At 67.5% G+C, this 26,246-nt stretch carries 24 protein-coding genes and 1 riboswitch; of the genes, 15 read left to right on the forward strand and 9 right to left on the reverse strand.

Features of this window, described 5'->3' with window-relative positions; all coding sequences use genetic code 11:
- The first annotated feature begins 178 nt into the window (after positions 1–178).
- On the forward strand, positions 179–1,171 hold the full coding sequence (locus ACLQ62_RS12890; RefSeq protein ID WP_411722037.1) for a DNA-3-methyladenine glycosylase family protein: 993 nt from the start codon (positions 179–181) through the stop codon (positions 1,169–1,171).
- A 69-nt stretch (positions 1,172–1,240) separates the two neighbouring features.
- On the opposite strand, the gene ACLQ62_RS12895 is transcribed toward ACLQ62_RS12890, so the two are convergent.
- Complete coding sequence (locus ACLQ62_RS12895) at positions 1,241–1,903, reverse strand: SAM-dependent methyltransferase (protein WP_411722038.1); 663 nt, start codon at positions 1,901–1,903, stop codon at positions 1,241–1,243.
- Positions 1,904–1,908: 5 nt separating this feature from the next.
- On the reverse strand, positions 1,909–2,982 hold the full coding sequence (locus ACLQ62_RS12900; protein WP_411722039.1) for an NAD(P)/FAD-dependent oxidoreductase: 1,074 nt from the start codon (positions 2,980–2,982) through the stop codon (positions 1,909–1,911).
- Between the two features lie 68 nt (positions 2,983–3,050).
- Between ACLQ62_RS12900 and ACLQ62_RS12905 the strand changes: the two genes are divergently transcribed.
- Positions 3,051–3,653 carry a helix-turn-helix domain-containing protein gene (locus tag ACLQ62_RS12905; RefSeq protein WP_411722040.1) on the forward strand — a complete coding sequence of 201 codons (603 nt, stop codon included), beginning with the start codon at positions 3,051–3,053 and terminating at the stop codon, positions 3,651–3,653.
- A 403-nt stretch (positions 3,654–4,056) separates the two neighbouring features.
- On the opposite strand, the gene ACLQ62_RS12910 is transcribed toward ACLQ62_RS12905, so the two are convergent.
- On the reverse strand, positions 4,057–5,718 hold the full coding sequence (locus ACLQ62_RS12910; RefSeq protein WP_411722041.1) for a phytoene desaturase family protein: 1,662 nt from the start codon (positions 5,716–5,718) through the stop codon (positions 4,057–4,059).
- Between the two features lie 32 nt (positions 5,719–5,750).
- Positions 5,751–5,861, forward strand: a riboswitch (TPP riboswitch).
- 70 nt (positions 5,862–5,931) lie between these two features.
- Here ACLQ62_RS12910 and ACLQ62_RS12915 point away from each other — a divergent pair.
- From ACLQ62_RS12915 to ACLQ62_RS12930, 4 genes are read left to right on the forward strand one after another with little or no spacing between them, the layout of a single operon-like run.
- Positions 5,932–6,570: a YkoF family thiamine/hydroxymethylpyrimidine-binding protein gene (locus ACLQ62_RS12915; RefSeq protein ID WP_411722042.1), complete on the forward strand. Its 639-nt coding sequence runs from the start codon at positions 5,932–5,934 to the stop codon at positions 6,568–6,570.
- Positions 6,567–7,184, forward strand: a complete 618-nt coding sequence (locus tag ACLQ62_RS12920; RefSeq protein ID WP_411722043.1) for an ECF transporter S component — start codon at positions 6,567–6,569, stop codon at positions 7,182–7,184. Before ACLQ62_RS12915 ends, ACLQ62_RS12920 begins: the two co-directional genes overlap by 4 nt.
- Positions 7,096–8,811, forward strand: coding sequence for an ABC transporter ATP-binding protein (locus ACLQ62_RS12925; RefSeq protein WP_411722044.1), 1,716 nt, complete (start codon positions 7,096–7,098; stop codon positions 8,809–8,811). The genes ACLQ62_RS12920 and ACLQ62_RS12925 overlap by 89 nt, the downstream gene beginning before the upstream one ends.
- Positions 8,808–9,614 carry an energy-coupling factor transporter transmembrane component T family protein gene (locus ACLQ62_RS12930; protein ID WP_411722045.1) on the forward strand — a complete coding sequence of 269 codons (807 nt, stop codon included), beginning with the start codon at positions 8,808–8,810 and terminating at the stop codon, positions 9,612–9,614. The genes ACLQ62_RS12925 and ACLQ62_RS12930 overlap by 4 nt, the downstream gene beginning before the upstream one ends.
- 129 nt (positions 9,615–9,743) lie before the next feature.
- Here the strand turns inward: ACLQ62_RS12930 and ACLQ62_RS12935 are convergent, their stop codons facing one another.
- Positions 9,744–10,640, reverse strand: a complete 897-nt coding sequence (locus tag ACLQ62_RS12935) for a LysR substrate-binding domain-containing protein (RefSeq protein ID WP_411722046.1) — start codon at positions 10,638–10,640, stop codon at positions 9,744–9,746.
- Positions 10,641–10,793: 153 nt separating this feature from the next.
- Between ACLQ62_RS12935 and ACLQ62_RS12940 the strand changes: the two genes are divergently transcribed.
- Both ACLQ62_RS12940 and ACLQ62_RS12945 read left to right on the forward strand, forming a co-directional pair.
- A complete protein-coding gene (locus ACLQ62_RS12940; RefSeq protein WP_411722047.1) occupies positions 10,794–14,447 on the forward strand; it encodes a proline dehydrogenase family protein in 3,654 nt (1,217 codons plus the stop codon).
- A gap of 54 nt (positions 14,448–14,501) precedes the next feature.
- The gene (locus tag ACLQ62_RS12945) at positions 14,502–15,896 is read left to right on the forward strand and encodes a DHA2 family efflux MFS transporter permease subunit (protein ID WP_411722048.1); all 1,395 of its coding nucleotides are present in this window, start codon (positions 14,502–14,504) and stop codon (positions 15,894–15,896) included.
- A gap of 122 nt (positions 15,897–16,018) precedes the next feature.
- On the opposite strand, the gene ACLQ62_RS12950 is transcribed toward ACLQ62_RS12945, so the two are convergent.
- From ACLQ62_RS12950 to ACLQ62_RS12960, 3 genes are all read right to left on the reverse strand, one after another.
- Positions 16,019–16,408, reverse strand: coding sequence for a GntR family transcriptional regulator (locus ACLQ62_RS12950; protein WP_411722049.1), 390 nt, complete (start codon positions 16,406–16,408; stop codon positions 16,019–16,021).
- Positions 16,405–17,154, reverse strand: coding sequence for a GTP pyrophosphokinase family protein (locus tag ACLQ62_RS12955; RefSeq protein ID WP_411722050.1), 750 nt, complete (start codon positions 17,152–17,154; stop codon positions 16,405–16,407). The genes ACLQ62_RS12950 and ACLQ62_RS12955 overlap by 4 nt, the downstream gene beginning before the upstream one ends.
- An 84-nt stretch (positions 17,155–17,238) precedes the next feature.
- On the reverse strand, positions 17,239–18,963 hold the full coding sequence (locus tag ACLQ62_RS12960; protein WP_411722051.1) for an alkaline phosphatase D family protein: 1,725 nt from the start codon (positions 18,961–18,963) through the stop codon (positions 17,239–17,241).
- A 167-nt stretch (positions 18,964–19,130) separates the two neighbouring features.
- Between ACLQ62_RS12960 and ACLQ62_RS12965 the strand changes: the two genes are divergently transcribed.
- From ACLQ62_RS12965 to ACLQ62_RS12975, 3 genes are all read left to right on the forward strand, one after another.
- Positions 19,131–19,964, forward strand: coding sequence for an alpha/beta fold hydrolase (locus ACLQ62_RS12965; protein ID WP_411722052.1), 834 nt, complete (start codon positions 19,131–19,133; stop codon positions 19,962–19,964).
- 37 nt (positions 19,965–20,001) lie between these two features.
- On the forward strand, positions 20,002–20,241 hold the full coding sequence (locus ACLQ62_RS12970) for a hypothetical protein (protein WP_411722060.1): 240 nt from the start codon (positions 20,002–20,004) through the stop codon (positions 20,239–20,241).
- A gap of 99 nt (positions 20,242–20,340) precedes the next feature.
- The gene (locus ACLQ62_RS12975) at positions 20,341–20,508 is read left to right on the forward strand and encodes a hypothetical protein (RefSeq protein WP_411722053.1); all 168 of its coding nucleotides are present in this window, start codon (positions 20,341–20,343) and stop codon (positions 20,506–20,508) included.
- A 97-nt stretch (positions 20,509–20,605) separates the two neighbouring features.
- On the opposite strand, the gene ACLQ62_RS12980 is transcribed toward ACLQ62_RS12975, so the two are convergent.
- Positions 20,606–21,043, reverse strand: a complete 438-nt coding sequence (locus tag ACLQ62_RS12980; protein WP_411722054.1) for an Lrp/AsnC family transcriptional regulator — start codon at positions 21,041–21,043, stop codon at positions 20,606–20,608.
- A 180-nt stretch (positions 21,044–21,223) separates the two neighbouring features.
- Here ACLQ62_RS12980 and ddaH point away from each other — a divergent pair, with 180 nt between their 5' ends.
- The 3 genes from ddaH (at position 21,224) to ACLQ62_RS12995 (ending at position 24,406) form a co-directional block, all read left to right on the forward strand.
- On the forward strand, positions 21,224–22,084 hold the full coding sequence (gene ddaH / locus ACLQ62_RS12985; protein ID WP_411722055.1) for a dimethylargininase: 861 nt from the start codon (positions 21,224–21,226) through the stop codon (positions 22,082–22,084).
- Positions 22,081–23,460, forward strand: a complete 1,380-nt coding sequence (gene rocD / locus ACLQ62_RS12990; protein ID WP_411722056.1) for an ornithine--oxo-acid transaminase — start codon at positions 22,081–22,083, stop codon at positions 23,458–23,460. The genes ddaH and rocD overlap by 4 nt, the downstream gene beginning before the upstream one ends.
- 208 nt (positions 23,461–23,668) lie before the next feature.
- Entirely contained in the window at positions 23,669–24,406 is a 738-nt protein-coding gene (locus ACLQ62_RS12995) for a polyprenol monophosphomannose synthase (RefSeq protein WP_411722057.1), read from the forward strand.
- A gap of 18 nt (positions 24,407–24,424) precedes the next feature.
- Here the strand turns inward: ACLQ62_RS12995 and ACLQ62_RS13000 are convergent, their stop codons facing one another.
- Positions 24,425–25,345 (reverse strand): 2-hydroxyacid dehydrogenase, encoded by a 921-nt coding sequence (locus ACLQ62_RS13000; protein ID WP_411722058.1) that lies wholly within the window; start codon positions 25,343–25,345, stop codon positions 24,425–24,427.
- Between the two features lie 140 nt (positions 25,346–25,485).
- Here ACLQ62_RS13000 and ACLQ62_RS13005 point away from each other — a divergent pair, with 140 nt between their 5' ends.
- The gene (locus tag ACLQ62_RS13005; RefSeq protein ID WP_411722059.1) at positions 25,486–26,064 is read left to right on the forward strand and encodes a dienelactone hydrolase family protein; all 579 of its coding nucleotides are present in this window, start codon (positions 25,486–25,488) and stop codon (positions 26,062–26,064) included.
- The last annotated feature ends 182 nt before the right edge of the window (positions 26,065–26,246 follow it).

Below are 26,246 nucleotides of genomic sequence, written 5' to 3' on the forward strand. Positions count from 1 at the left end.
TGCACCGGCGCCCATGGGCGCCCGACCACACCCTCGGCGCACGATCCCGCCGACCGCCGGGTTCCTCGAGGCTGCGACGGAAACGGCTGGAGTCCTTGGCGAAACGCGACCGTTTCTGTCGTCGCAACGCGCAGGCTGTGCGCGGGAGTGTCGGCTCCGCTGACGTAGGGTGAACGTGATGGACGCACTCGCCGCACCCCGCATCGCGCCCGACCTCGCGGCCGGCCCAGCGACCGACACCGGGATGCCCGTTCGCCGCGCGCGTTATGCGCCGCGGCATCCGCTCCAACTCCACAAAATCCTCACTCCGTTGGCTCGCGGAGGTGACGGGCCGTGCTTCCGTCGGACAGCGATGGGTGCCTGGGTCACCATGCGAACACCGGCCGGGCCGGCGACACTGCACCTGGAACAGGATGCCGACGGCGTCGCGGCCGCCGCATGGGGGCCTGGCGCCGAGTGGGCGATAGACGGTGTGCCCGAGCTGCTGGGCGCGCGGGACGACTGGAGCGACATCGACCTGTCTCCGAGCCCGCTGCTCACCGAGGTGCGCCGCCGCAACCCCGGCCTGAGGCTCGGCCGCAACCGGCTCGTCTTCGAGATGCTCGTGCCTGCCATCCTCGAGCAGAAGGTCACCGTCGTGGAAGCGTGGGCCGCCTGGCGGCTGCTCGTCCGGAAGCACGGGTCACCCGCGCCCGGGCCGGCGCCCGACGGGATGGTCGTCGCGCCGCCAGCCGAGACCTGGCGGCTCATTCCGAGCTGGGAATGGCACACCGCTGGCGTCGGGCCGCAGCGCTCGGAGACCGCCGTGCGGGCGTCGCGGGTCGCGGCCGCGTTGGAGCGCACGATCACGGGATCGGTTGATGTCCTCGCCGAGGCGGCTGAGGCATCCGCCCGTCTGCGCAGTCTGCCTGGTATCGGCGTGTGGACGGCAGCCGAAGTGACGAGCAGAGCACACGGGAACCCGGATGCCGTCAGCGTCGGCGACTACCACCTCGCCTCAACCGTCGGGATGGCCCTGACCGGCTCCCCGGTGGACGACGACGGCATGCTCGAACTACTGTCGCCGTGGGCGGGGCAGCGCCAGCGCGTACTGCGGCTGATCCTGCTGAGTGGTATCGCCAAGCCCCGGCGCGGGCCGAGGATCACGATCCAGGACCACCGCAGGCACTGACGCGAAACCGATGCCGTGGCATCCCGCTGGGTTCGCGTTCGTTGGCGGGAATGGTCGCATTCGTCGCGGCTAACCTTCCCGCCGCACGCGCAACACGGTGTCAATGAGGTTTACGGTCTTGCCGTCGCGGCCGGTGACCGGCCTGTCGACGAGCGCGTTGGTCTCGACCACCCAGCCGTCGGGCAGCCGGAGCGACGTGAGCACCTCGTCGGGTGTCGGCAGCGGTGGGGCGTCGCAGTCGTGTTCGCTGTGGCCCGACTTCGGCGGAAATGCTCCGTGCCCGACAACGAGCAGCCGTCCACCGGGTGCAACCGCCGAGGCCGCGCGCCGCAGTATTTCTTCGCGCGCGAGCTCGACGGGGGAGTGCAGGAACGCGGCCGTTACGAGGTCGAACTCCGCCGACGGATGCCACGTCGAGAGGTCGGCCTGCACCCAGTCGATGCGATCGGCCAGCCCATCCCGGGTTGCCTTCGCCGCTCCCACAGCCAGGGCGGTCGCCGAGATGTCGATCGCCGTCACGGTCCAGCCCCGGGCGGCGAGCCACAGCGCGTCTGCTCCTTCGCCGCTCCCGAGCTCGAGGGCCGTTCCGGGGGTCAGGCCGATCACCTCGTGCACGACCGCCGCGTTGACCCGACCGCTCCACACGTGCCCGCTCTCGCCGCGGTTGGTGAGATAGCGCGCCTCCCAGAACTCGGCTGGGGCGGTGAACGTTCCGTCTGTCGAGTGAGCCATGGTGGTCAATTTCCCGTCGGGTCGGTGGAGGGCGCTGGTTCGTGTTCGCTATCGGTGAGAACGGAGTCACGAGCGAATGTCGTGCTGACCCGCTCGGATGCAGCGGCGATGTCCTCGGCCACGAGCTCCGCGTTGACGGCGAGGGCCGCGGTCGCTCCGGAACCGGCCGCTAGGGGAACGAGCGCGCCGGGGTTGGCGGCGTTACCGACCGCCCAGACGCCCTCGACGCTCGTCTTGCCGAAAGCGTCGACGGCGGTCCACGAGCCGAAGGGCGTCTCGGTGCGTTCGGCGCCGAGCTGCCTCAGCGGTTCGTCCAGGGCGATCAGTGTCGGCTCAGCGAACACCACATCGACCGGCGAGACCGTCCCGTCGGCGAGACCGAGCCCGGTGATCCTGTTCCCGTCGGTGACGACGTGCGTGACGGCGCGATTCTCGAGTCGCACACCGCGCTCTTCGAGCACGAGCCTGTCGGTGTCGGGGACAGGGCCCGCACGAGCGGTGAACACGGTGATGTCGCCCGAATACGACCGGAGCATGTGCGCCTTGTGCAGCCCCATCACGGAACCCGCGAGTACTCCGATCGCGCGACCAGTCGCCTCAAATCCGTCGCAATATGGACACGCCACGACTCCGCTGCCCCACTGGTCGGCGAGGCCTGCGATGTCTGGAAGCTGGTCGCGGGCTCCGGTCGCGACGATGAGGCGGCGGGCGGTGGCGCGGGCGCCGCTGCTGGTGACGATTTCGAATCCGTCCGCGGTCGCGCGAGCCTCAGCGACGCGGGCGTTCTCGATGACGCCGTCGACGGCTCGCACTTCCCGGTAGCCGTCGGCCACGAGGTCGAGCGGCGAGTAGCCGTCGCGGCTCAACACGCCGTGCATGTGGGGCGCGAACCTGTTGCGAGGCTCCTGTGCGTCGAGCACGAGCACGCGGCGCCGAGCGCGAGCGAGGATGAGTGCGGCGCTGAGCCCGGCGCTGCCGCCGCCGATGATGACGACGTCCCACTGCTCGTCAGAAACCGAGGAGCGGGAGCCGTCACGTGCAGGCGCGGAGAAAGCGGAGAGATGTTCGTCGTTCGTCATGCCCCCAGCGTGCCCACCTGTTACATTGTTAGCAACTATCAGTGCCGAATCGGCAAGAACGGAGCAACGTGCCCGACGACTCTGTCGCCCTCATCGGCCCGCGTCTCAAGAGCTGGCGTGAGAAGCGCAGCATGACTCTCGCCGAACTCTCGAAGACCACGGGTATTTCCTCGAGCACACTCTCGCGACTGGAGGCAGGCAAACGCGCGCCGAACCTCGAACTCGTGGTGCCTATCGCGCGGGCGCTGAGGCTCGAACTCGACGACATCGTGCCGCGTGCTGCGCCAGACCCGCGGGTGCCACGCACGACGAAACGCATCGGCGAAACGCAGTTCGAGACGCTGTCGCCTGAGTCGAGTCCAGTGCAGACCTACAAGGTCACGTTTCCCGCGAACCCGGCGGGGGTCGCCACGGTGCCCGACCCGAAGGTGCACGACGGCCACGAGTGGCTCTACGTGCTCTCCGGTCACTTGCGGCTCGTGCTCGGTGAGCAGGATGTGACGCTCGGACCGGGGGAGGCCGCCGAGTTCGACACGCGCATACCTCATTGGCTGTCGGCGACGGGCGCCGGGCCCGTTGAGATGCTGTCGATCTTCAGCAAGGAGGGCAAGCGCATCCACTTGCGGGCCGGTCCGGCGGCAAGCACAGCGACCGCCGCCTCCGGTCGCTGAGCACGACGCTGGGTGCCACGCTAGTGGTGCCTGGGCCGTGCAGGCATCTCATGGTTGCGTTCGACGCTGCTCGGCCGAAAACGGTCGCGTTCCAGGCTAAAGTCTCGCCGTTATCGACCGAGCAGCGATCGGGTTCAGCCGCTTGGGACCGAGCAATGCGCCGTGCAGCCTGCTGTGCCTGAGCAACGGCGCTCCACTCCCGTGCTCCAGCCGTTTGCAACCGAGCAGAGCGGGGCGCATTCGTAGCGGCACGTCGCGGTGCTCATGCCCGTGGCATCCGCCACGGCTTTCGCTGCTCGGTCAGAGACGGTTGCGTTCCAGGCGGAAGTCTCGCCGTTATCGACCGAGCAAGAAGCGGTTCCAGCCATTTCTGACCGAGCAAAGGCAGTGGCGAGTCGCCCAGCTACTCGCTCTCGAGCACCGCCATCGCCGCATTGTGCCCGCCGATGCCGGACACGGCGCCTCCGCGCCGGGCGCCTGAGCCGCAGAGCACGATCCGCGGATGTCCCGTCGCCACGCCCCAGCGCTCGGCCGGCGTCGAAACGGGAGCGTCGTCCTCGAGGAACGGCCAGTCCAGCCCGCCATGGAAGATGTTGCCCTTCGGCATGCCGACCGCCCGTTCGATGTCGAGCGTCGTCTTGGTCTCGATACAGGGGCGACCAGCCGCATCCGTCATCAGTACGTCCTCGATCGGCTCGGCGAGCACCGAGTTGAGCGATTCGAGCACGGCCGCCTGCAGTCGCGAACGCATCTCGTCGTTGTTCGAGGCGTCGACCAGTCGCGACGGCACGTGCAGCCCGAACACGGTGAGCGTCTGGGCTCCCGCCTCCCGCAGCTCCGGCGCGAGGATGGTCGGGTCGGCGAGGGAATGACAGTAGATCTCGCACGGCAACGGGTTCGGGATGTCGCCGCCAGCGGCTGCGAGGTAGGCGTCGTCGAGTTGCGTCCAGGTTTCGTTGATGTGGAAAGTCCCACCGAAGGCGGCCTCGGGGCTGACGGTCTCGTCGCGCAGCCGCGGCAGGCGCTTCAGCAGCAGGTTCACCTTTACCTGCGCTCCTTCGCGGGCATGGTTCGGGTTCTGTTCAGCGCCGAACGGCCGTGCCTCGAACACACCAGCCGACGGCTCGGCGGCGGCCAGCTGCTCGCGCCCGTAGGAGACCGTCGTTCCGGCAGCGACGAGCTTCTCCAGAGTGGCCGGGGCGACGTTGGCGAGGATCCAGGTCGCGGATGCCTCGGCCTCGGTCCCGTTCACCGAGTACCGCACCGTGCCGGCCGGGTCGATCGCCGTCACTTCAGCGTCCGTTCTCAGCTCGGCGCCGGCCTCGCGGGCAGCCCGGGCCAGTTCGCTCGACACGGCGCCCATGCCTCCGACGGGAACGTCCCAGTCGCCGGTGCCTCCGCCGATCAGGTGGTAGAGGAAGCAGACGTTCTGCTGCAGGTCCTCGTCGTCGGCGCGGGCGAAGGTGCCGATGAGGGCGTCGGTGAGCAGGACACCGCGAACGAGGTCGGTGTGCAGGTGGCGGATGACGTCGCCGATCGGAGTCTCGATCATCGCTTTCCACTCGCTCGCGCCACCGGCATCCGTCACTATGCGCTTCGCCTCCGAGCGCGTCGGCAACGGCTCGGTCATCGTCGGCCACAACACCTGGGTGAGCCGGCGGCAGTGCTCGTAGAACAACTCGAAGAGTTCGTACTCGTCGGCCGGGGCACCCATCCGGGCGAAGGATGCCTCGGTGGCCGCGGCATCATCGTTGTCGACGAGGAGCCCGCGCGACGGGTCGGCGGGGTCGGGTGTGTACGACGAGTAGCGACGGCGAACGAGTGTGATGTCGAGTCCGAGGTCCTCGATGATCCGAGCGGGCAGCAGGCTGACGAGGTAGGAGTAGCGGGAGAGCCAGGCTTCGACCCCCTCGAAGGCCTGGGCCGAGACGGCGGCGCCACCGACGGCATCCAGTCGTTCCAGGAGCAACACTCTCTTGCCGGCCTTACCGAGGTAGGCAGCGGCGACGAGGCCGTTGTGGCCTCCACCGACAATGATCGCGTCGTAGCTCTGGGATGTCGTCATGCTGCGATTCTTCCACGGGCACCGCTAGGCTGATGGGCGAACACGGGAGTCCGGTGTACCGGGCTGAGAGGAAGATTTCGTAATCTTCGACCGTCGAACCTGATCTGGATCATGCCAGCGCAGGGAGGCATTCATCTCACGCGTTCGCGACGTCTTTTTGTCGCGTCCGCGATTCCCGTGCCCACTTTTCGCACTACGAGAAAGGGCACGACAGTGCACACACAAATACTTGCCACCGAGGCACGACCCACCCCGCGCGAATTCGGCGTCGGAGCACGGGTCACGCTCGCCGTGATGAGTTCGGACTACATCGAGATCATCCTCGGTGCGCTCGCCGAAACGGATGCCACCGGCCTCGAGATCGAGACCGATGACGTCAGCACGTGGATCGCCGGCGACGAGCAACGCATCACCGAGTACCTCGCCGAGCTGATCGCGGCCGCATCCCGCGGCGGGGAGCACGTGACGGCATCCGTTCTGTTCTCGCGCGGATGCCCGGGCGAGATCAGCTGCGAACTGCCGCCGGGCCGGACGGCCCTGGTGTCAGAGGTGCCGACGGTGCCGCCGACCGGTGTGACGGCATCCGCCCAGTGGGCGCTCTACCCGCTCGACAATCAGGGATCACCGGGGCGAGAGGCCGACCACATGCGCGACATCTACGAAGCCATCGACCGGGCGAAGGCCAACGGCAGTTACGTGCGCAGCGACCATTACGTGACCCGCTTGTCCGGTGACGTGGCGACCATTCTGGAGACCGTCGCCGGTGGCTGGGTTCTTGCCGGCCGCACCGTCGCCCACGTCACCACCCATGTCACCCTCGCGGTGAACAGCCCGAGCGGAGTCGTACGGTGACCGCGGCGCAGAGCGGTACCCGCTGGCACCTTCGTGACATCCTGCTTCTCGTGGTTCTCGGCGTCGTCTCCGGCTTCCTCTACTGGGCGCTCGTCCAGGGCTGGGTCGGTTTGTCCGCGATCACCGGGCCCTTCGGCGATCTCACCCAGCACGTGCTGCTCGGCGGCTGGCTGCTCGTCGCACCGGTGGCGATCGCGATTCTGCGCAAACCGCTGGCCGGGGTGTTCGCGGAGGTCCTGGCATCCGTCATCGAAGTGGTCTTCCTCGGCTCGGCCGTCGGTCCGCTGCTGTTCGTGGCCGCTGCGATCCAGGGCGCAGGCAGCGAGCTGCCGTTCGCCGCGACGCGGTATCGCATCTTCTCCTGGCTGGCCTACGCGGTCTCCGGTGGGCTGGGCGCCGGTCTGGTGTTCTTCTACTCGGCGTTCCGCTCGGGCTGGTACGGCACCGACCTGTTCTGGACCCGCCTGATCCTTCAGGTGCTCTCCGGTGTGATCCTCGGCGGTCTGCTCGCGAAGGTGCTCGTGGATGCCATCGCACGGACCGGCGTGGTCGACAACTATGCGATCGGGCTGGCGATCTCCCGGGACCGGGCGGCTCGTGCTGTCGCTGGCTGACGTCTCGGTGAGCTACCCGTCGAGAGCCGAACCGGTGCTCGACGGGTGTGGCTTCTCGCTCGCGCCCGGTGAGCACGTGCTGCTGCTCGGGCCGTCGGGTGCCGGGAAGTCGACCGTGCTCCAGGCGATCTCCGGGGTGATCCCGCTCTCGGTGAACGTCGAACGCACCGGCACTGTCGTGCTTGACGGACTCGACACCCTCGAGACCACCGTCGTCGAGCGCAGCCGTCTCGTCGGGGTCCTGGCCCAGGATCCCGACGCGTCGGTCTGCCTGCCCCGGGTCGATGAGGAAGTCGCGCTCGTGCTCGAGAATCAGGCCGTGGACCGGGCCGCCATTTCCGGCCGCGTCGACGACGCCCTCGACGCCGTCGGGGCGCGGATGCTGCGCGATCGCTTCACCGCGGAGCTGTCCGGTGGCGAGGCCCAGCGTGTCGCGCTCGCCGCAGCCCTGGCCGGCCGGCCGGACGTGCTGCTGCTCGACGAGCCGACGTCGATGCTCGATGCGGCGGGTGTCGCGTCGGTGCGATCGGCGCTGGAGGCCGCCGTGTCCCGGTACCGCCCGGCGGTCGTGCTTGTCGAGCACCGACTGGACGAATTCGGAGCTGAACGGGGGATCGATGGACTCCCGCCGCGTTCGATCGTGCTCGATGAGCACGGGCGAATGATCGCAGACGGCGACACGCGGGCGGTGCTCCTCGAGCAGGCGTCCCGGCTGCACGAGCTGGGCTGCTGGTTGCCGCTGGAAGCGGAACTGCGTGCACTGACGGGTGTCGCCGGTTCCCTGGAGCAGGAGGAGAACCGGCGGTTTCTCCTCCGCCTGACCGAAACGGCCGACGGTATCCCGGATGCCGCACCCCGCGCCACATCCCCGGGCGCCCCGGCCGTGCTCACAGCCACCGGGCTCACGGTCGGCCGATCCGGGCGGCCCGTCTGCTCGGGGCTCGACCTGTCGGTGCGGTCGGGTGAGGTCGTCGCGCTTCTCGGCGCCAACGGCTCCGGCAAGTCGACGCTCCTGCACACCCTCGCCGGCCTGCTCCGGCCGGTCGCCGGGACGGTGATCGGCGACCGTGCCGGGCTCGTCTTTCAGAATCCCGAGCACCAATTCGTCGGGCACACCGTCGAGGCCGAGATCGGACACGGACTGCTGCCAGCCGACAGGAACGCGATCGTGGATCGGCTTCTGCTGCGCCACCGGCTTGAGAATCTCCGGCATCAGAATCCGTGGCGGCTCTCGGGTGGCGAGAAGCGGCGGCTCAGCCTCGCAGCGATGCTCGCCCACGACCGGCCCGTGCTGCTGGCGGACGAGCCCACGTTCGGTCTCGACCGGCGAGACAGCGCGGCCACGGCGGATGCTCTCGCAAACGCCGCACGGGACGGCATCGGAATCGTGTTTTCCAGCCACGACCTGCGCCTCGTCGCATCCCTGGCCGACCGAGTGATCGTGATCGGCGACGGGCAGGTGGTCGCGCACAGTGCGACCGCCGAGGTCTTCCGTGACGACCGTGCGCTCGACCGGGCAGGCATCCGGCTGCCCCGGCTGGTCGACTACCTGGTCAGACAGACCCGGTCCACCGCCGATCTGAAGCGCGCGCTCACGAGGCTGAGCCGCGCGGTGGTGCCGGCATGAGCGTGCTCCCGGCTGAGTCGACGCGCCGGCTCGACAGTCCGCTGGCCCGCCGGAACCCCACCGTGAAACTCGCCGTGCTCTTCGTCGTCTCGGGGGCTTTGCTGTTCGTCCTCGACCCGGTCACACCGACCGTGCTGTACCTCGCAGCGGTGGTCGCCGTTGTGGCATCCGCCCGGATCCCGTGCCGAACGCTGGCGCGTGCCCAGCTCCCGTTCGTCGGCTTCGCCTTCGGCGTCTTCGTCGTCAACGTGCTTTCGCGCCCGGGCGAGGTGCTGTGGCAGGAGGGGATCCTGCGCGTCACCGTCGAAGGCATCGACATCGGGGCCGCCCTGGCCATGCGCACCCTGCTGACCGGGTTTCTCTCGGTCGCTTTCGTGCTCTCCACCGACGGTGTCGCCCTCATGACGAGCCTCCACCAGCAGGCGGGGCTCAGCGTCCGAGTCACGTATGCGGTTCTCGCCGGCTACCGGATGCTGCAGCAGCTGGGAGCTGAGTGGTCGACCATCCGCCACGCTCAGCTGGTGCGAGCCGAGTACGGTCGCCGAGGCCGGCCGCGGCGCCCCGTGCGCCGCTTCGGTGCTGCGGCTTTCGCGCTGCTGGTCGGTTCCCTCCGTCAGGCCGAGCGGCTCTCGCAGTCCCTCGAGTCCCGGGGCCTCGGCCTCAGCCCGAGAACGACCTGGCGACCGGTCGTGCTCGCCTGGGCAGATGCCGTCTTTGCCGCAGGCATCCTTGCGTGCCTGGCCCTGGTGCTCGCGACCAGCGCTGCCGCAGGCGTTCTGGAAGGGCCGGGTGGGCTCTTCTGATCGGAACGGCGGGCAGAAGTGCCGGTTCGGGGTGAACAGCCGAGCGCTCGGTGTGGCGCTGGTGTCCCCGCCACAAGCGGGTGAAGGAACACCCGCCCGTGGCCAACGCACGCGCGTGAGGGAGGCAGTTCAGGCCGGTCGCACCAGGAATCCGGTCGCCCGGGCGAGCGCCGCCCGCACGGCGGTGACGGCTGGGCGCGCCGCACTCACCCGCCGAGCCGAGGTGAACACCGTGCGTGACGGCTTGCCAGGCAGGTCGACCAGCCGCAACCCGGGGTCGCGGCCGGACCAGACCAAATCGGGCAGCATGCCCACCGCATTGCCCGACTCGATCAGCCGGATGTGCGCGATGAGATCAGCGGTCTCAAACCGCACGTCGGGCTCGAACCCGGCGGCCCGGCACAGCTGCGTCGCCCAGAGCCGGGCGACGGTGCCCTCGGGTTCCATCACAAAGGGGAGAGTCGCGGCATCCGTGAGGGACCTCGCGTCGGATGCCGGCGGCAGCGCCAGTCGCAACACGTCAGTCGCGAGGAACTCCCGATCGAGGTCGGCCAGGTGCGGGCGGGTGTGCCCCGGGTACTGCTCGGCGAGCACGAGGTCGAAGTCGCGTGCCGCCAGGTCGAACAGCCCGGCCTCCGGTTCCCGCTCGACGATCTCGACCCGCAACTGCGGATGCTCCACCCGCAGGAGCGACAGCGCCTCGGGGATCACCGCGTGCGCGGCCGACTGGAACACCGCCAGCCGCACGGTGCCGGCAACGGCATCGAGTGACGTTGCCAATTCCGCTTCGGCGCGCTCCAGCCCGTCGAGGAGCTCGGACGCACGGGTCGCCAGCAGCTCGCCCTGGGGTGTCAGCTGCACGCGCCGCCCGCTCTTCTGCAGCAGTTTGACGCCAGCCTCGCGTTCCAGTTGCGCCAACTGCTGGGACACCGACGACGGGCTGTACGAGAGTGCCTCGGCCACTTCCGCGAGCGTGCCGCGCAGCTGCACTTCGCGCAGCAGGCGCAGCCTTCTCATGTCGAGCATGCGGCCAGCATACTCGTCGGCAAAGCTGATGAATATCGTTCAGAAACATTCGCTTTTGTGAATGGACGCGGCGGCGCACACTGGGACTGGGAGTTGGCGCAACCGCCGCCACGCTTCCCGCCCAGCACCCGGAGAGGGAATAGTCTCGTGAACATGCCTCACACCTCGGCCGGCGCCGATTTGAGCGTCACCCAGCTCGCAACGGATGCCGTCAGCCTCGCCCGTAAGTGGGTGGACGAGAGCGCTGGTGCTCCCGTCGATCCCGCCGCACAGCGCCTCGCTGAAGTCCTCAAGGACCCGAACGGCCTCGCCTTCACCGTCGGATTCGTCGACGGCGTCATGCGGCCCGAGGACCTCTTCGTCGCCGGCTACAACCTCCAGCGGGTCGCCAGACTCACCCCGGCCTTCCTGCCCTGGTACCTCCGCGCCGCCATCACGGCGGGCGGCGTGCTGGGCCCGGTGATCCCCTGGGTGGTCATCCCGGCCGCCCGGCGGGTGCTCCGCGAGATGGTCGGTCACCTCGTCGTCGACGCCACCCCCGCCAAACTCGGTCCGGCCATCGAGCACCTCCGCGAGGAGGGCTCCCGGCTCAACCTCAACCTGCTCGGCGAGGCGGTGCTCGGCGAGAAGGAAGCATCGAAACGCCTCGCGGGCACTCACGAGCTGCTCGCCCGGCCCGACGTCGACTACGTCTCGATCAAGGTATCCGCGATCGCCTCGCAGCTGTCGATGTGGTCGTTCGATGATGCCGTCGATCGCGTGGTCCAGCGCCTCACCCCGCTCTACGAACTCGCGGCGAGCTCAGGCACCGAGAAATTCATCAACCTCGACATGGAGGAGTACCGCGACCTCGACCTGACGGTCGCCGCCTTCATCCGGATCCTCGACCAACCGCAGCTGCGGAAGCTTGAGGCTGGAATCGTGCTGCAGGCGTACCTACCCGACGCCCTGTCCGCGATGCAGACCCTGCAGGACTGGGCCGCCGAGCGCGTGGCATCCGGTGGGGCGCCGATCAAGGTGCGCCTGGTGAAGGGAGCCAACCTCGCCATGGAGGGTGTCGACGCCGCCATCCACGACTGGCCGACCGCACCGTATGACTCGAAGCAGGACACGGATGCCAACTACAAGCGTGTGCTGATGTGGTCCCTGACGCCCGAACGGACGCGGAACGTGCGCATCGGCGTTGCCGGCCACAACCTGTTCGACCTGGCTTTCGCCTGGCTGCTCGCCCAGAACCGGAGAGTGACCGACGGGGTCGAATTCGAGATGCTCCTCGGCATGGCCACCGGCCAGGCTGCCGCCGTCAAACGCGACGTCGGCAACCTGCTGCTCTACACACCGGTGGTGAACCCGAAGGAATTCGACGTCGCCATCTCGTACCTGATCCGGCGACTCGAGGAGAACGCGTCGCAGGAGAATTTCATGTCTGCCGTGTTCGAACTGCACGAGAACACGTCGTTGTTCGAACGTGAAAAGCAGCGCTTCCTGGCGTCCGCCGCTCAGCTGGAGGCGACCCCGCACGAGATCCCGACGCCGCGACGCACCCAGAACCGGGAAACAGAGTGGAGTTCCGCGCCGGCGGGCGAGCTCGCTGCCCCGACCGCCACCGGCAGCTTCACCAAAGCGGAGTCAGACGATCTCAGCATGACTCAGCAGGTCCTCGGCCTGTCGCGCGGCTCGAAGCAGGAATCACCGTTCGACACGGTCCGCGTCTTCGACACCACCACCCTCAACACGATCCCGGCCACCGACCTCGGCGCGCCTGGCTTCGTGAACACCCGCGACACCGACCCGTCGCTCCCCGCCAACCGCGCCTGGGCCGGTCGCATCCTCGCTCGGGTTCCCGGCAGTGAACTCGGCAACCGCACCATCGCCGAATGCACGGTGTCGGATGCCGCGACGCTCGACTACATCGTGGACGGGGTGCGTAGCCGCGGCGCCGCGTGGGGCGCGCTCCCCGCCGCCGACCGTGCCGCCATGCTCGACCGGGCTGGACTGGCGCTCGCCGCCAACCGTGACCGTCTGATCGAGGTGATGGCATCCGAAACCGGCAAGACCATCGCCGAAGCCGACCCCGAGGTGAGCGAGGCGATCGACTTCGCCCGTTACTACGCCGCGAAGGCGCGCGAACTCGACGCCGTGCGCGGCGCCCGGTTCGTGCCCTCGCAGCTGACCGTGGTGACCCCGCCGTGGAACTTCCCCGTCGCCATCCCGGCGGGAGGAGTGCTCGCCGCCCTCGCCGCAGGCTCCGGCGTGATCCTCAAGCCCGCCCACCAGGCTCGCCGCTCCGCCGCCGTCCTGGCTGAGGCGCTCTGGGAGGCCGGCATCCCGCAGGAACTGCTCACCCTCGTTTCGCTCGACGAACGCGACCTCGGCAAGCAACTCATCTCCCATCCGGCCGTCGACCGGGTGATCCTCACCGGTGCGTGGGAGACGGCGGACCTGTTCCGGTCGTGGCGCCCCGACCTGCCGCTCCTTGCGGAGACCAGCGGCAAGAACGCGATCATCGTCACCCCGAGCGCCGACCTCGACCTCGCGGTCGCCGATGTCGTGAAGAGCGCCTTCGGCCACGCCGGGCAGAAGTGCTCGGCGGCGAGCCTCGTCATCCTCGTCGGCTCGGTCGCGAAGAGTGAGCGCTTCCACCGCCAGCTCGTCGACGCGGCGACGTCGTTGCGGGTCGGTTACCCGGACGACGCCACCAGCCAGATGGGGCCGATCATCGAACCAGCCGACGGCAAACTGCTCCACGCCCTCACCGAACTCGCCGTCGGCGAGAAATGGCTGGTCGAGCCCAGGAAGCTCGATGACACCGGCCGGCTCTGGTCGCCCGGCATCCGGTCGGGGGTCGCCCCCGGTTCGTACTTCCACCTCACCGAGTTCTTCGGGCCGGTTCTCGGCGTGATGCACGCCGCGACACTGTCCGAGGCGATCCGGTTCACCAACGCCATCGACTACGGCCTCACCGCCGGGCTGCACACGCAGGACCCCGAAGAGCTCTCCGAGTGGCTCGACACCGTGGAGGCCGGCAACCTGTACGTCAACCGCGGCATCACCGGCGCGATCGTGCAGCGCCAGCCGTTCGGCGGCTGGAAACGCTCGGCCGTCGGCGCGGGTGCCAAGGCGGGCGGGCCCAACTATCTGCTCACGCTCGGGTCCTGGATTCCCGACACCGGGTCGAGCAGCAAGACGCTGCACTTGCGCGGTCTTGACCGCAGGGTCACCCGGATCATCGAAGCGGCCCAGCCGTCCCTCGGATACGAGGAGTTCGATGTGTTGCGCCGGTCGGCGTTGTCGGATGCCATCGCGTGGGGCAACGAATACGGCGAGACCAAGGACGCATCAGGCATCCAGGTCGAGCGGAACCTCTTCCGGTACCGTCCGGTGCCCGTCGCGATCCGGGCGGCGGCTGACGCCGACCTCGGTGAGGTGCTGCGCGTCGCACTCGCCGCGGTCCGGGCGCGGTCCCGGTTCACGCTGAGCGTGGCATCCGGGCTGCCTGCCGCGGTTCGGAGCGTTCTCGGCGAGCTGAACGTACCCGTCCTGGTCGAGACCGACGATGAATGGATCGTTCGCACCGCATCGGGCGACGCGCCGCGGGTGCGCCTGGTCGGCAGCGACCAATCGCGCAACGAACTGCACCGGGCCCTCGCGAGTGCCGCGAAGGGCAACCCGGACCTGGCAATCTACGCGGGTGCGGTGACGCAATCGGGGAGGATCGAACTGTTGCCGTTCCTGCACGAGCAGGCCGTGTCGATCACGGCGCACCGGTTCGGCAACCCCGACCCGTGGAGCGAAGAGGCCATCTAGCGGTTTCGCCGCTGGGGACTGACGGCCGTGCGGGGGCGGCGCATACTGGTTGTCATGGCATCCGTCCCTCGCACCGATACGGTCACGCAACGCATCGTGCTGCTCGTCGCGATCCTCGCTTCCTTCGTCGCGTTCCTCGACGGAACGATCATCAACGTGGCGCTCCCCGCCATCACCCGCGAGTTCGGCGGCGGCCTGCCCGTTCAGCAGTGGGTCGTCGACTCGTACCTGCTCACACTGGGCGCGTTCATCCTGCTCGCGGGTTCGCTGTCGGATGCCTTCGGCCGGGTTCGCATCCTCGCTCTCGGCCTGGTTGGATTCGGGGTGACTTCCCTCCTCTGTGCGATCGCCCCCGGTGCCGAATTCCTCATCCTGGTGCGTGCCCTGCAGGGCGCGACGGCGGCGCTGCTCGTGCCCAGCTCGCTGGCCATCATCATCTCCACCTTCTCCGGGCAGGCGCAGGCGAGGGCAATCGGCTCCTGGACGGCGTGGACCGGCACCGCGATGATCATCGGCCCGCTCCTCGGCGGGCTCCTCGTCGACACCGTGTCGTGGCGGCTCGTGTTCGGGATCAACGTGCTGCCGATCGCCGTGACCCTGTGGCTGCTGCTCAAGATGGAGAAGCAGCCGGCGCACACGAACCGGCCGAAGGTCGATGTGGTGGGGGCGGCGCTCGGCGCGGTCGGCCTCGGCGGGCCGGTGTTCGCACTGATCGAGCAGGGCCGCTACGGCTGGGACAGCCCGGTCGTCTGGATTCCGCTCGTCGTCGGCGTGGTGGCGTTCGGGCTGTTCCTCTGGTGGGAGGGTCGCACCCGCGATCCGATGATGCCGCTCTCCCTGTTCTCCTCGCGTAACTTCTCGGCTGGCAACATCGCCACCGTGTTCATCTACGGTGCCCTCGGCTTCGGATTCTTCGTCATCGCCATCTACCTGCAGCAGGTGGCGGGCTGGCCGGCGACGCTCGCGGGGCTCGCCACCCTGCCGCCGACGATCGTCATGCTCCTGTTATCGAGCCGGATCGGTGCACTCGCCGGGAACCTGGGGCCGCGGATGTTCATGACGATCGGGCCCATCGTGGCCGGCGTCGGGTTCCTGCTCATGCTGGCTGTCAGCGCCGAGGTCGACTACTGGCTTCAGCTGCTGCCCGGGCTGGTGCTCTTCGGTATCGGACTGTCGATCACCGTCGCGCCGCTCACGAGTGCGATTCTGGGCGCCATCGATACCAGCCAGGCCGGAATCGGGTCGGCGGTCAACAACGCTGTGGCCCGTGTGGCCGGTCTCGTCGCCGTCGCCTGCGCCGGTCTCATCCTCGGCTCAGTGCTCGACCTGCCCGGTTTTCACCGGGCAATGATCGCGACGGCGATCGCGCTGATCCTTGGCGGGATCGTCTCGTTCGTCGGCATCCGCAACCCGGTGCCCGCGGATGAGTCGGCACCCGCTGCGCCCTGAGCAGGCGCTGGTGGCGAGGATCGCTGAAGCGCCGCCTGAACGCTCACGACGTGGCCGTGATCGGGGTAAAACACGGCGGAGACGGAACCAGGCGGACTTATGAGCAACGGCGGTAGCGGCCGTCAGGAACGGATGCCGAGGGCCGCCTTCACGATGGACAGCGCCTCGTCCGCATCGAGCCCCAACGATCTGACCCGGTCCGCGTAGGCCACGGCGGCGAGTTGTGCCTGCTGGTGCCCGACGTCTCCCGAGGCGGCAAGAAAGGAGCCCTTGCGCCCCCGCGTTTCGATGACTTCGTCGTGCTCGAGCTCTCGGTACGCCCGGGCAACCGTGTTCGCCGCCAGACCGAGTTCCTCCGCCAACCCACGCACCGTCGGGAGCTTGTCGCCCGGCACAAGTTTCCCGGTCCGCGCCCCGTCGATCACCTGCTGCCGCAGCTGCTCGAACGGCGGAACCGGCGAACTCGAATCGATAACGAATCGGGGGCCCGCGAACCCCTGCTCGTCGCTCACGGCCGTTTGATCCGCGAGGCGCTGAGCATCCGAACCAGGGCGTCAGGCAATTCAGAGCGCCCGATGTCAGCCGGTTCGATCACTCCGTCATCCGCGCCAGCCACATCACTGAGCGCGATCACTTCATCGTGCAGTCGTTCCATCTTGACGTCGAGCCGGCTGGCCGCTTCGGCCGCCTCACGCAATTCATCGAGCAGGGTTCCGGGTACAACGCGGTTGTACTTGTAGTAGATCTTGTGCTCGAGGCTGGCCCAGAAATCCATCGCGATGGTCCGGATCTGCACCTCCACCTTGACCCGTTCCACGTGATCCGACATGAACACCGGCACCTCGATGATCATATGCAGGCTCTGGTATCCGTTGCTCTTCGGCGTGCGGATGTAGTCGCGCACCTCCAGGATCGTGACATCCTGCTGGGCGGCGATCATGTCGGCGACCTTGTAAGTATCCGAGACGAAACTGCAGGTGACCCGGATGCCGGCGATGTCGTGCAGTTCAGAACGGATGCCGTCAAGCGTCAGTTCGCATCCCTTACGGGTCGCCTTCTCCATGATGCTTTCGGGAGATTTCAGCCGGGAACTGACGTGCTCGATCGGGCTGTAATCGTGCCGGTGATGGAACTCTTCCTTGAGAATGTTGAGCTTCGTCATGACCTCGTCGATGCCGAACTTATAGGAGAGCATGAAGCTGGTGAACTCGTCGGTGAGTTTGCGAAGGTCATTCAACTCTCGCGGGACGTCTGCCATAGCGGCTGGTTCCTTCCGGTGGCGGGACTGGATCCGCCGCCTTTCAGTCTGCCACCCGGCCGCTGGTCGAACACCGTGTGATAGTCACCGCTCCCCGGCGCGCGCGTAGCGCCTGCGAAACATCGTCCGGTTGTCCGAGAGGGCAGGCTTTCCTGACCGTGGAACCACTATTACCGAAGCGACCTCTTCCAACGTGGGGTGCAGGTTGTCGCCGTCGTCCACGACGCCGGTCCGCCACCAGAACGTGAGCCCCTCCGGTGTCGCCTCGAGGCAGGCCAGGTTGTTGTCGAACCACGGGCCCTTCACGCCCGCCCAGCGGAACGGCGGATCCGGGACTTTGGCCGAGCGCGCCACCAACGCCCCTACCGGCGCGGCCAGGCCGTACGACGTGATCGCCACGAAGAACCTCTTCAGCCGGGTAAGTGGGTTGCGGATAGGCGAGCAGACCACCTGCACGATCCGGCTGCCTGACGAACGCACGATCTCCGATACGTAGGAGAAGTGCACGTCCCCGGAGAGGAAGGCGATGGTTGCCGGTGCCGGGCCGCGTTCGCCATCCGCGACCTCAGACACCATGGCTGCCACTTTTCGGAAGCTGTCCTGGAAGGCGGCCCAGTGTTCCAGGTCCGCCGTCTGGCGCAGCTTCTCACCGGCCAGGGCCGCCCGTTTGCCCCACGCGCCCTGGGCAAGGGCTTCGCTCCAGGACTCGACGTGGTGCAGGCCCATCGGCAGCAGGAAAGGCAGCGACGTTGCCACCAGCAGGTTCCGGAAGCCGCCACGCATCCTGCCATCGAGCCAGGCCATTTCCTCCTCGTCGAGCAGGGCCCGGTTGTCCGGCGTGAGGTTCCTGGCGGCGCGGGAGTCCACCAGAACCAGTCGGGTGTCGCCAAAATCCCGGCTGTAGCTCCACCGGTAGGACGCGGGGTCCTGATCGGCCCGTTCCGCGAAACTGTCCAGCGCCGCGCTCAGATCCAGCTCGGCCTCGCCCCGGTACCGGGCGATCTGCTGCCAGAGGGCATCCTCGGCCCGCTCCTGCGGTGACAGGTTCCCCAGATGCTGGTAAACCCAATACGAGGCCAGCCCCGCCACAATTCGTTCGTGCCACCACGAGGTGGCTTCCATTTCCGACCTCCAGCTCTGGGAGGTGTTCCAGTCGTCGTGAATGTCGTGGTCATCGAAGATCATGGCGCTGGGCAGCGTCGAAAGCAGCCACCTGTTGGCGGGATCCGACCAGGCCAGATTGTAGAGGTGAGCGTACTCCTCGTAGTCCTTGAGCTCCTCCCCGGGCGGTTCCCTGATGTCCCGGCGGGTGCGGATGAACTGCTTCATCTGCTCGCTGGTCGCGTCGGCGTACACCTGGTCCCCGAGGAAGGCCACCAGATCCGGCCACTGCAGGTCGCCGCCGGAGGCCATCGCTAGGGCATAGGCGCGGAGCGAGTCGACGCCGTGACTCCGGTTGCCGGCTTCATCGTGCGGGACGCTGGTGCGGCAGGAGCCAAAGGCCAACCGCAGCGGCTTGCCAGGATCCAGCGTCGCGATCCTCGACGGCGGGAACGCGGACGCGGGATCGGGCCACACCCGTGTTCCGTTGACATCCAGTTCGTAGGACGTCACCGTTCCCGGTTCCAGTCCGTCCACCTCCACCAGGGCGTAGTGGTGGCCGTGCACGGTGAAGGTCCGCGCGCCCCAGCGTCTGCCGCCGGCCCGGACCGAGACCAGGGCAGCATCCCGTGTCTCCACCCAGATACTCGCCGAGGTCGCATCCACGTACCGCATCAACGGGCCGAGCACGAGGGCTGAGATCGTCATGACACAGTTCTACCCGCTCCGGCCCGGCGCGGCCATGGCTTCGCGAAAATCGATGAGCACAGTCGCCACTGGCCGTGGAAGCACAACCATGGTTGGATCGGGCTCGACGATTCCCATTCGCCTCGCGACCGAACACCTCCGCTGCTCAGAGACAGAAGGAAACACCCATGACGTTCATCCCGGTTGGCCAGGAAAACTCGACCAGCATCGATCTTTACTACGAGGACCACGGTTCAGGACAGCCCGTCGTGCTCATCCACGGGTACCCACTCGACGGCAACTCCTGGGAAAAGCAGTCCAGGGCACTTCTGGATGCCGGCTTCCGCGTGATCACCTACGACGGCCGGGGCTTCGGCCGGTCGGGCAGGCCAACCACCGGATACGACTCCGACACGTTCGCATCCGACCTCAACGCCCTGTTCGAAACACTCGACCTGCGTGACGCCGTTCTCGTCGGCTTCTCCATGGGCAGCGGCGAAGTCGCCCGGTATCTGGGCACCTACGGTTCACGGCGTGTGGCGAAGGCCGCCTTTCTCGCATCGCTTGGACCGTGCCTGCTGCAGTCAGACGACAACCCGGACGGCGTTCCGCAGGCGGTGTTCGACGAGATCTCCGCGAACGCGGTCGCGGACCGGTTCGCGTGGTTCGACGAGTTCTTTTCGAACTTCTACAACCTCGACGAAAACCTGGATTCGCGCATGAGCGCTGCCGCCGTGCGCGGCAGCTGGAACGTCGCAACATCGGCGTCGTGGTTCGCGGCAGCCGCGGTCGTGCCGACCTGGCTGACCGACTTCCGTGGTGACATCCCGAAAATCGACGTTCCGGCGCTCATTCTGCACGGCACCGCCGACCGGATCCTGCCGATCGACTCTACCGCGCGTCCGCTCTCGAAACTCCTCCCGAACGCCGACTACGTCGAAATCGAGGGCGCGCCGCACGGTCTGCTGTGGACCCACGCGGATGAGGTCAACGAGGCGCTGCTCGCGTTCCTGAAGGAATGACCGGTGTCGCCGGATGCGTTGACAACGTTCGCTCCGTCTGGCCGGTTGGTTCGATGCCGCAACAGGCATACTCATCGGCCGGACCGACGCCCCGGATGCGCCTGAGCTGACGCAGGCCGGCGCGGTCCAACGCGCCCTGGGAGACCTGGGATTGCCGGTTCTCATCGACTTCGACCCCGGGCACCAGCCGCTCCAGATTCCGCTCGTGAACGGAGCCCTGGCCGACGTCGAATTCGTGGATGAACGCGGCCGGATAACTCAGCATCTGGTGCCCTGAGCGAGCATCCGATCGCGCCATATAGCAGTCGCCGAGCGCCCACCGCAAGGCCCCCCAGCTTTGAATGGGCTCAAAGTCCGCTGCTGATAGCGTCCAGATATGAATAACACACTCCTGATCGTCATCGCAGTCATTGCAGTCATCCTTCTGGTTACCGGTGGGTTCGTGCAGTCTCTCCAGTTCCTCTTGTGGGTCGGAGTCGTGCTGCTGGTTCTCGCGGTCATCCTCTTCTTGCTTCGGTCTCTCTCGGGCAAGAAGCGCCTCTAACCAACGAGCTCGGGAAAGCCCCGGACATACTGAACAACGAAGCCACGCCTTCGAAACCTCACGGTTTCGGGGGCGTGGCTTTGTTGTGCCCGCTGTTTCAGTCCGCCGTGCGGTGGATGAGGCGGGAGAGCACGATGGCGCTCCGGGTGTGGTCGACATTCGGGGCGTTCCGAACCCTCTCGAGTGCAGCCTCGAGACTCGGGATGTCCCGGGACCGCATGTGCACGATGGCGTCGGCGCCACCGGTGACTGTTCCGGCGTCGACAACCTCGGGCACCGCCGACAAGATTTTCAGCAGCTCATCGGGGGCGACCGTTCCGCGGCAGAACAGTTCGACGTACGCCTCCGTGTGCAGGCCGTCGACGGCTGGGTCGACCTTGATGGTGAAGCCGCGGATGACGCCGTCAGCAACCAGGCGGTCGACGCGTCGCTTGATGGCCGAAGCGCTCAGTCCGATCTCTTGCCCGATGTCGCCGTAGCCCGCTCGCGCGTTCTGACGCAGAAGGTCGATGATCCCGCGGTCAAGATTGTCCATGACCGCAGTCTATGCGTTTTCGTTGCGTTTGGCTCGGGTTCAACGCACGATTTCTGCGCCAGACGGCAGACGTGTTCGGTGGGCTGCGTGCCAGACTGGGAGCACGGCGTGCCCCCGTGATCGGATTGCGGCAGGGACTCGAGGACAGTGTCCGCCGCTTCCCTTCACATGGAGACGTGCATGACAAACACCGACATCGCGGCGCAGCTGGCTTCGGCCACCAGGACGCCGAGCCCCCGCACCTACTTGATGTGCCGACCCGAGTACTTCACCGTCTCGTACAAGATCAACCCGTGGATGGAGCCGACAAAGCCCACCGACACGGCACGCGCGCTCGCCCAGTGGCAGACGCTGTACGACACCTATCTCGACCTCGGCCACACCGTGGAACTCGTCGAACCGATCGCGGGGCTACCCGACATGGTCTACTCGGCCAACGGCGGGTTCGTCATCGACAACATCGCCTACGGTGCGAGCTTCACCTACCCGGAACGCCAGGCCGAGGGTCCCGCGTACATGGACTGGTTCCGTGAGCGCGGATTCGACGTGCGGGTCCCAGCAAACATCAACGAGGGTGAAGGTGATTTCCTTCTCGTCGGCAACACGATCCTCGCCGGTACCGGCTTCCGCAGCGAATCCCGCAGCCACACCGAGGTCGCCGCCCTGTTCGGCCGCGAGGTCGTCACCCTCAGCCTCGTCAACCCGAGCTTTTACCACCTCGACACCGCCGTCGCCGTGCTTGACCCGCTGACCGGTGACGAGAACGCGAACATCGCCTACCTGCCGTCGGCATTCGACGCGAAATCACTGGCGATCCTTCAGGACCGCTACCCGGATGCCATCATCGTCAGCGAAGAGGACGCCTCGATTCTCGGCCTCAACTCGATCTCGGACGGCTACAACGTGGTGATTGCCACTCGGGCCACCGGATTCGAACGGCAGCTGCGCGAACGTGGATACAATCCCATCGGAGTGGATCTCTCCGAGCTGCTGCTCGGCGGCGGCGGAGTGAAATGCTGCACGCTGGAGCTCCGACGATGAGTTTTACGCGGGAGACGGGCCTCGCGGGGACGGCGAGCGGTTCGGCGGGGACGGCGACGACGCCGGAAGGTCCCGCCCATAGAGGCCCGACCACACCCGGACCTTCCGACGTCGCCGCCGTCGGCATTTCGGACAACATCGGCGTGGACACCGTCAGGGTCCCGGAGGCGGCTGAAGAGGCCATTGCCGCCGAGGAAGCGGTGGTCGCCCACAACTACCATCCGCTTCCGATCGTCGTCGCATCCGCTGAGGGCGCCTGGGTCACCGACGTGACCGGCAGGCGCTACCTGGACTGCCTGGCGGCATACTCAGCAGTGAACTTCGGTCATTCCAATCCCGTGCTTCTCGACGCTGCACGGGCGCAGCTGGGCCGGGTCACCCTGACCAGCCGGGCGTTCCACAACGACCAGCTGGGTCCGTTTGCGCAGGCGCTCGCCGAACTGTGCGGCAAGAACATGGTGCTGCCGATGAACACAGGCGCCGAAGCGGTCGAGTCGGCCATCAAAGTCGCTCGCGCGTGGGGCTACCGGGTCAAGGGCGTTGCCCGGGACCAGGCCAACATCATCGTCATGGAAGGCAACTTCCACGGCCGCACCACCACGATCATCAGCTTCTCCGATGACGACGACGCTCGCGCGGACTTCGGACCGTACACCCCCGGCTTCCGGACGGTGCCCTACGGGAACACCGACGCCCTCGCCGCCGCCATCGATGAGAACACCGTCGCTGTCCTGGTCGAACCGATCCAGGGTGAATCGGGCGTCCGCGTGCCGCCGGCCGGGTACCTGCCCGCCGTTCGTGCACTGTGCACTGAGCAGAACGTGCTGTTCATCGCCGATGAGATCCAGTCCGGCCTCGGCCGCACCGGCACGACATTCGCCTGTGACCTCGTCGGTGTCGTGCCCGACCTCTACCTGCTGGGCAAAGCCCTCGGCGGCGGCATCGTGCCGGTCTCCGCGGTCGTCGGCAACGACGACATTCTCGGAGTGCTCCAGCCCGGCCAGCACGGATCCACTTTCGGCGGCAACCCGCTGGCATCCGCTGTCGGCCACGCCGTCGTGCGGATGCTGGCCAGCGGCGAATACCAGAAACGCGCGCGAGTCCTCGGTGCGCGACTGCACGAGAAGCTCGGCGCCTTCGTCGGGCACGGCGTTCTCGACGTGCACGGTGCCGGCCTCTGGGCCGGGGTCGACATCGACCCTGCTCTGGCCACCGGCCGGGAGGTCTGCGAACGGCTGATGGAACGGGGGGTTCTCGCAAAGGACACCCACGGCTCGACCATCCGCTTCGCCCCGCCGATCGTCATCGACGAAGCCGACCTCGACTGGATGATCGACCAGTTCGGCGCGGTGCTGCGGGACCTGCGGGGCGTGTAGTCCCGGGCGGTCGGATGGTCACCGGCTGGGTCATACCGGTGTCGTGGGTGCAGTCAATCACCCCGATCTTCATCATGCTGCTGGGCGTCGCGCTCATCGCCCCGTGCTCCGGGTGATGAACGGCGTTCGCTAGTCTGGGATTTCGAAACGCCCGGCCGCGGCGCGTGCCGGTGGGGCGAGGTGCGGCGCCGCGCAAAGGAAGGGTGCCGTGGCCGGAACGCTCGTCATCATCCCGACCTACAACGAACGCGACAACGTCGCCGCCATCGTGTCGCGGGTGCGTGCCGCAACGCCCGATGTCGACGTGCTGGTGGTCGACGACAACTCTCCGGACGGCACCGGGCGCATCGCTGACGGACTCGCGGCATCCGACCCCCAGGTCTTCGTGTTGCACCGTGCAGGCAAGACCGGGCTGGGCAGCGCGTACGGGGAGGCGTTCCGCTGGGGCCTCGAGCGTGGTTATGCCCGCCTCGTCGAAATGGACGCGGACGGTTCGCATCAGCCGGAACAGCTGCCTGCCCTGCTCGCTGCTGCGGACGCCGGCGCAGACGTGGTGCTCGGGTCGCGCTGGGTTGCCGGCGGGGGTGTTCAGAACTGGCCCGCATACCGCGAACTGCTGTCGCGAGGCGGCAGTGCCTACTCGCGGGTGGCCCTCGGCTTGTCGCAGCGCGACGTGACCGGCGGGTACCGGGTGCTGACCGCCCACGCGCTGGCAAGCATCCGCCTGGAAGACGTGCACAGCCAGGGTTACGGATTCCAGGTCGACCTGCTGTTCCACGCCGCGCGTGCCGGGCTCACAATCGTCGAAGTGCCGATCACCTTTGTCGAACGTCGATTCGGCGAGTCGAAGATGACCGGCGGCATCGTGCTCGAGGCGATGGTGCGGGTCACCCTGTGGGGAATCGGTGCCCTGCCCGGGCGGCTGCGTCGTCGATTCCGCCGTTGACGGCCACCAGGCAGCCGTCTACGTGCGCAGAACCACGTTGACGGGTCCGTCTCCGCGAAGCATCCGTTCGATCTGCTCGCGGGCAAGCCGGGCCATCCTCGGCATCATGGCGGTGGTGGCGCCACCGACGTGCGGGCTGATCAGGACGTTGGGAAGAGCGAAGAGCGGATGCCCCTCCGGCAGTGGTTCGGGATCGGTCACGTCAAGCGCGAACCGCAGTCGCCCGGACTGGGCGGAATGGAGGATCGCCGCGGTGTCGGCCACCGGGCCGCGCGCGATGTTGACGAGGAGTGCGCCGTCCCGCATGTTCGCGAGGAAGACGTCGTCGACGAGGCCCGTCGTGCTGTCGGTGAGCGGAACGCCGACGACGACGATGTCGGCCTCATGCAGCAGCACTGGCAGTTCGTCGATCCCGTGAATGGGACCCCGCTCGTCCGTCCGGGCCGTGGTGGCGACGCGAACGATGTTCACCTCGAAGGGCAGGAGCCGTTCCTCGATCGCCTTGCCGACGCCGCCGTAGCCGAGCAGAAGAACGGTCCGGTCCGCCAGGCTGGCGTAGCGGGCGGGAGCCCAGCGCCCGTCGCCGGCGGCACGGACGAAGTCGGGGATGCCGCGCTGCGCAGCCAGGATCAGCGCGAGCGTCAGTTCGGCGGTCGACGTCTCGTGAACCGTGGCCGCATTGGCGAACACGTTTCCAGGAGGCAGTATCTCGTCGACGCCGTCGTAGCCGATCGACTGGCTCTGCACGAGCCGGGTTGTGACTCCGGCGAGAGCGCCGAGCTTCTTCGTGGCGCCCATGTATGGCTGGATCACGATGTCGAGCGTCGAAACCGGCGGCGGTCCTGACAGGTCCCACTGCACGAACTCGACGCCGTCGATGTCGCCGATCGCCTCACGGAGTGTCTTGCCTGGCACGCTGACGAGTAACGGAGTAGTCATGCGATCGAGCCTAGCGAAGCGCTGAACGCCCCGTCCGGCGGGAGGTCGTAGCTCCCGCTGTGATACACCCCTATCCGGTGCCGCGCTTCTCGGACGATAATCGTTGAGATGCTCGCTGCGGCTGTACCCGGGAGACGACGATGACTGAGATTGTGCTGTTCCATCATGCACAGGGCCTGACCCCGGGGGTGAGGGACTTCGCCGACGCCCTCCGCAACGCGGGGCATCGGGTGCACCTTCCTGACCTGTATGACGGACGCACGTTCGACGATCTCGACGCCGGCATCGACCATGCGCGATCGCTCGGCTTCGACACGGTCCTCGAGTCCGGTCGGGCGGCAGCCGACGAGTTGCCGAGCGAGGTGGTCTACGGAGGGTTCTCGCTCGGTGCCATGCCGGCGCAGCTGCTGGCGCAGACGCAGAAGGGAGCCCGAGGGGCTCTCCTCTTCCACGCCTGCCTCCCTGTCACCGAGTTCGGCGATTCGTGGCCACGCGGTGTGCCGGTGCAGATTCATGCCATGGACGCCGACCCGGAGTTCGTCGAGTCGGGCGACATCGACGAGGCCAGGGTGCTCGTCGATGAGGCGGACGACGCCGAGTTGTTCCTCTACCCGGGAGATCAGCACCTGTTCACCGACAACAGCCTGTCGGCGTATGACGAACAAGCCACGACTCTTCTGCTGGAACGGGTCCTGGTGTTCCTCAGCCGGGTGGGTTGAGCTCCCCGGCAGCATGCGGCTGTGCGGCGCGGGTGTTGTGGCTCAGCGCGGGTGCAACTCGGTAGTTGTCAACCTGTCTGAGACAACAGGTGGGTATTGATTCCAGTGGATTGGGGCAATGCGGGTGCGACCGGACGGCGTCTGAATCGTTCGGGATGCTTCTGCCAGTAGCGATCGAGGCT

This window comes from Mycetocola sp. (assembly GCF_046716805.1).
GTDB lineage: Bacteria > Actinomycetota > Actinomycetes > Actinomycetales > Microbacteriaceae > Mycetocola_A.

What these genes read in the sequence shown, in the direction of transcription:
- ACLQ62_RS12890 (WP_411722037.1), top strand. Translation starts at nt 179, where the DNA reads ATGGACGCACTCGCCGCACCCCGCATCGCGCCCGACCTCGCGGCCGGC.
- ACLQ62_RS12895 (WP_411722038.1), bottom strand. Translation starts at nt 1,903, where the DNA reads ATGGCTCACTCGACAGACGGAACGTTCACCGCCCCAGCCGAGTTCTGG.
- ACLQ62_RS12900 (WP_411722039.1), bottom strand. Translation starts at nt 2,982, where the DNA reads ATGACGAACGACGAACATCTCTCCGCTTTCTCCGCGCCTGCACGTGAC.
- ACLQ62_RS12910 (WP_411722041.1), bottom strand. Translation starts at nt 5,718, where the DNA reads ATGACGACATCCCAGAGCTACGACGCGATCATTGTCGGTGGAGGCCAC.
- ACLQ62_RS12925 (WP_411722044.1), top strand. Translation starts at nt 7,096, where the DNA reads ATGCCATCGCACGGACCGGCGTGGTCGACAACTATGCGATCGGGCTGG.
- ACLQ62_RS12930 (WP_411722045.1), top strand. Translation starts at nt 8,808, where the DNA reads ATGAGCGTGCTCCCGGCTGAGTCGACGCGCCGGCTCGACAGTCCGCTG.
- ACLQ62_RS12935 (WP_411722046.1), bottom strand. Translation starts at nt 10,640, where the DNA reads ATGCTCGACATGAGAAGGCTGCGCCTGCTGCGCGAAGTGCAGCTGCGC.
- ACLQ62_RS12940 (WP_411722047.1), top strand. Translation starts at nt 10,794, where the DNA reads ATGCCTCACACCTCGGCCGGCGCCGATTTGAGCGTCACCCAGCTCGCA.
- ACLQ62_RS12945 (WP_411722048.1), top strand. Translation starts at nt 14,502, where the DNA reads ATGGCATCCGTCCCTCGCACCGATACGGTCACGCAACGCATCGTGCTG.
- ACLQ62_RS12955 (WP_411722050.1), bottom strand. Translation starts at nt 17,154, where the DNA reads ATGGCAGACGTCCCGCGAGAGTTGAATGACCTTCGCAAACTCACCGAC.
- ACLQ62_RS12960 (WP_411722051.1), bottom strand. Translation starts at nt 18,963, where the DNA reads ATGACGATCTCAGCCCTCGTGCTCGGCCCGTTGATGCGGTACGTGGAT.
- ACLQ62_RS12965 (WP_411722052.1), top strand. Translation starts at nt 19,131, where the DNA reads ATGACGTTCATCCCGGTTGGCCAGGAAAACTCGACCAGCATCGATCTT.
- ACLQ62_RS12975 (WP_411722053.1), top strand. Translation starts at nt 20,341, where the DNA reads ATGAATAACACACTCCTGATCGTCATCGCAGTCATTGCAGTCATCCTT.
- ACLQ62_RS12980 (WP_411722054.1), bottom strand. Translation starts at nt 21,043, where the DNA reads ATGGACAATCTTGACCGCGGGATCATCGACCTTCTGCGTCAGAACGCG.
- ddaH (WP_411722055.1), top strand. Translation starts at nt 21,224, where the DNA reads ATGACAAACACCGACATCGCGGCGCAGCTGGCTTCGGCCACCAGGACG.
- rocD (WP_411722056.1), top strand. Translation starts at nt 22,081, where the DNA reads ATGAGTTTTACGCGGGAGACGGGCCTCGCGGGGACGGCGAGCGGTTCG.
- ACLQ62_RS13000 (WP_411722058.1), bottom strand. Translation starts at nt 25,345, where the DNA reads ATGACTACTCCGTTACTCGTCAGCGTGCCAGGCAAGACACTCCGTGAG.
- ACLQ62_RS13005 (WP_411722059.1), top strand. Translation starts at nt 25,486, where the DNA reads ATGACTGAGATTGTGCTGTTCCATCATGCACAGGGCCTGACCCCGGGG.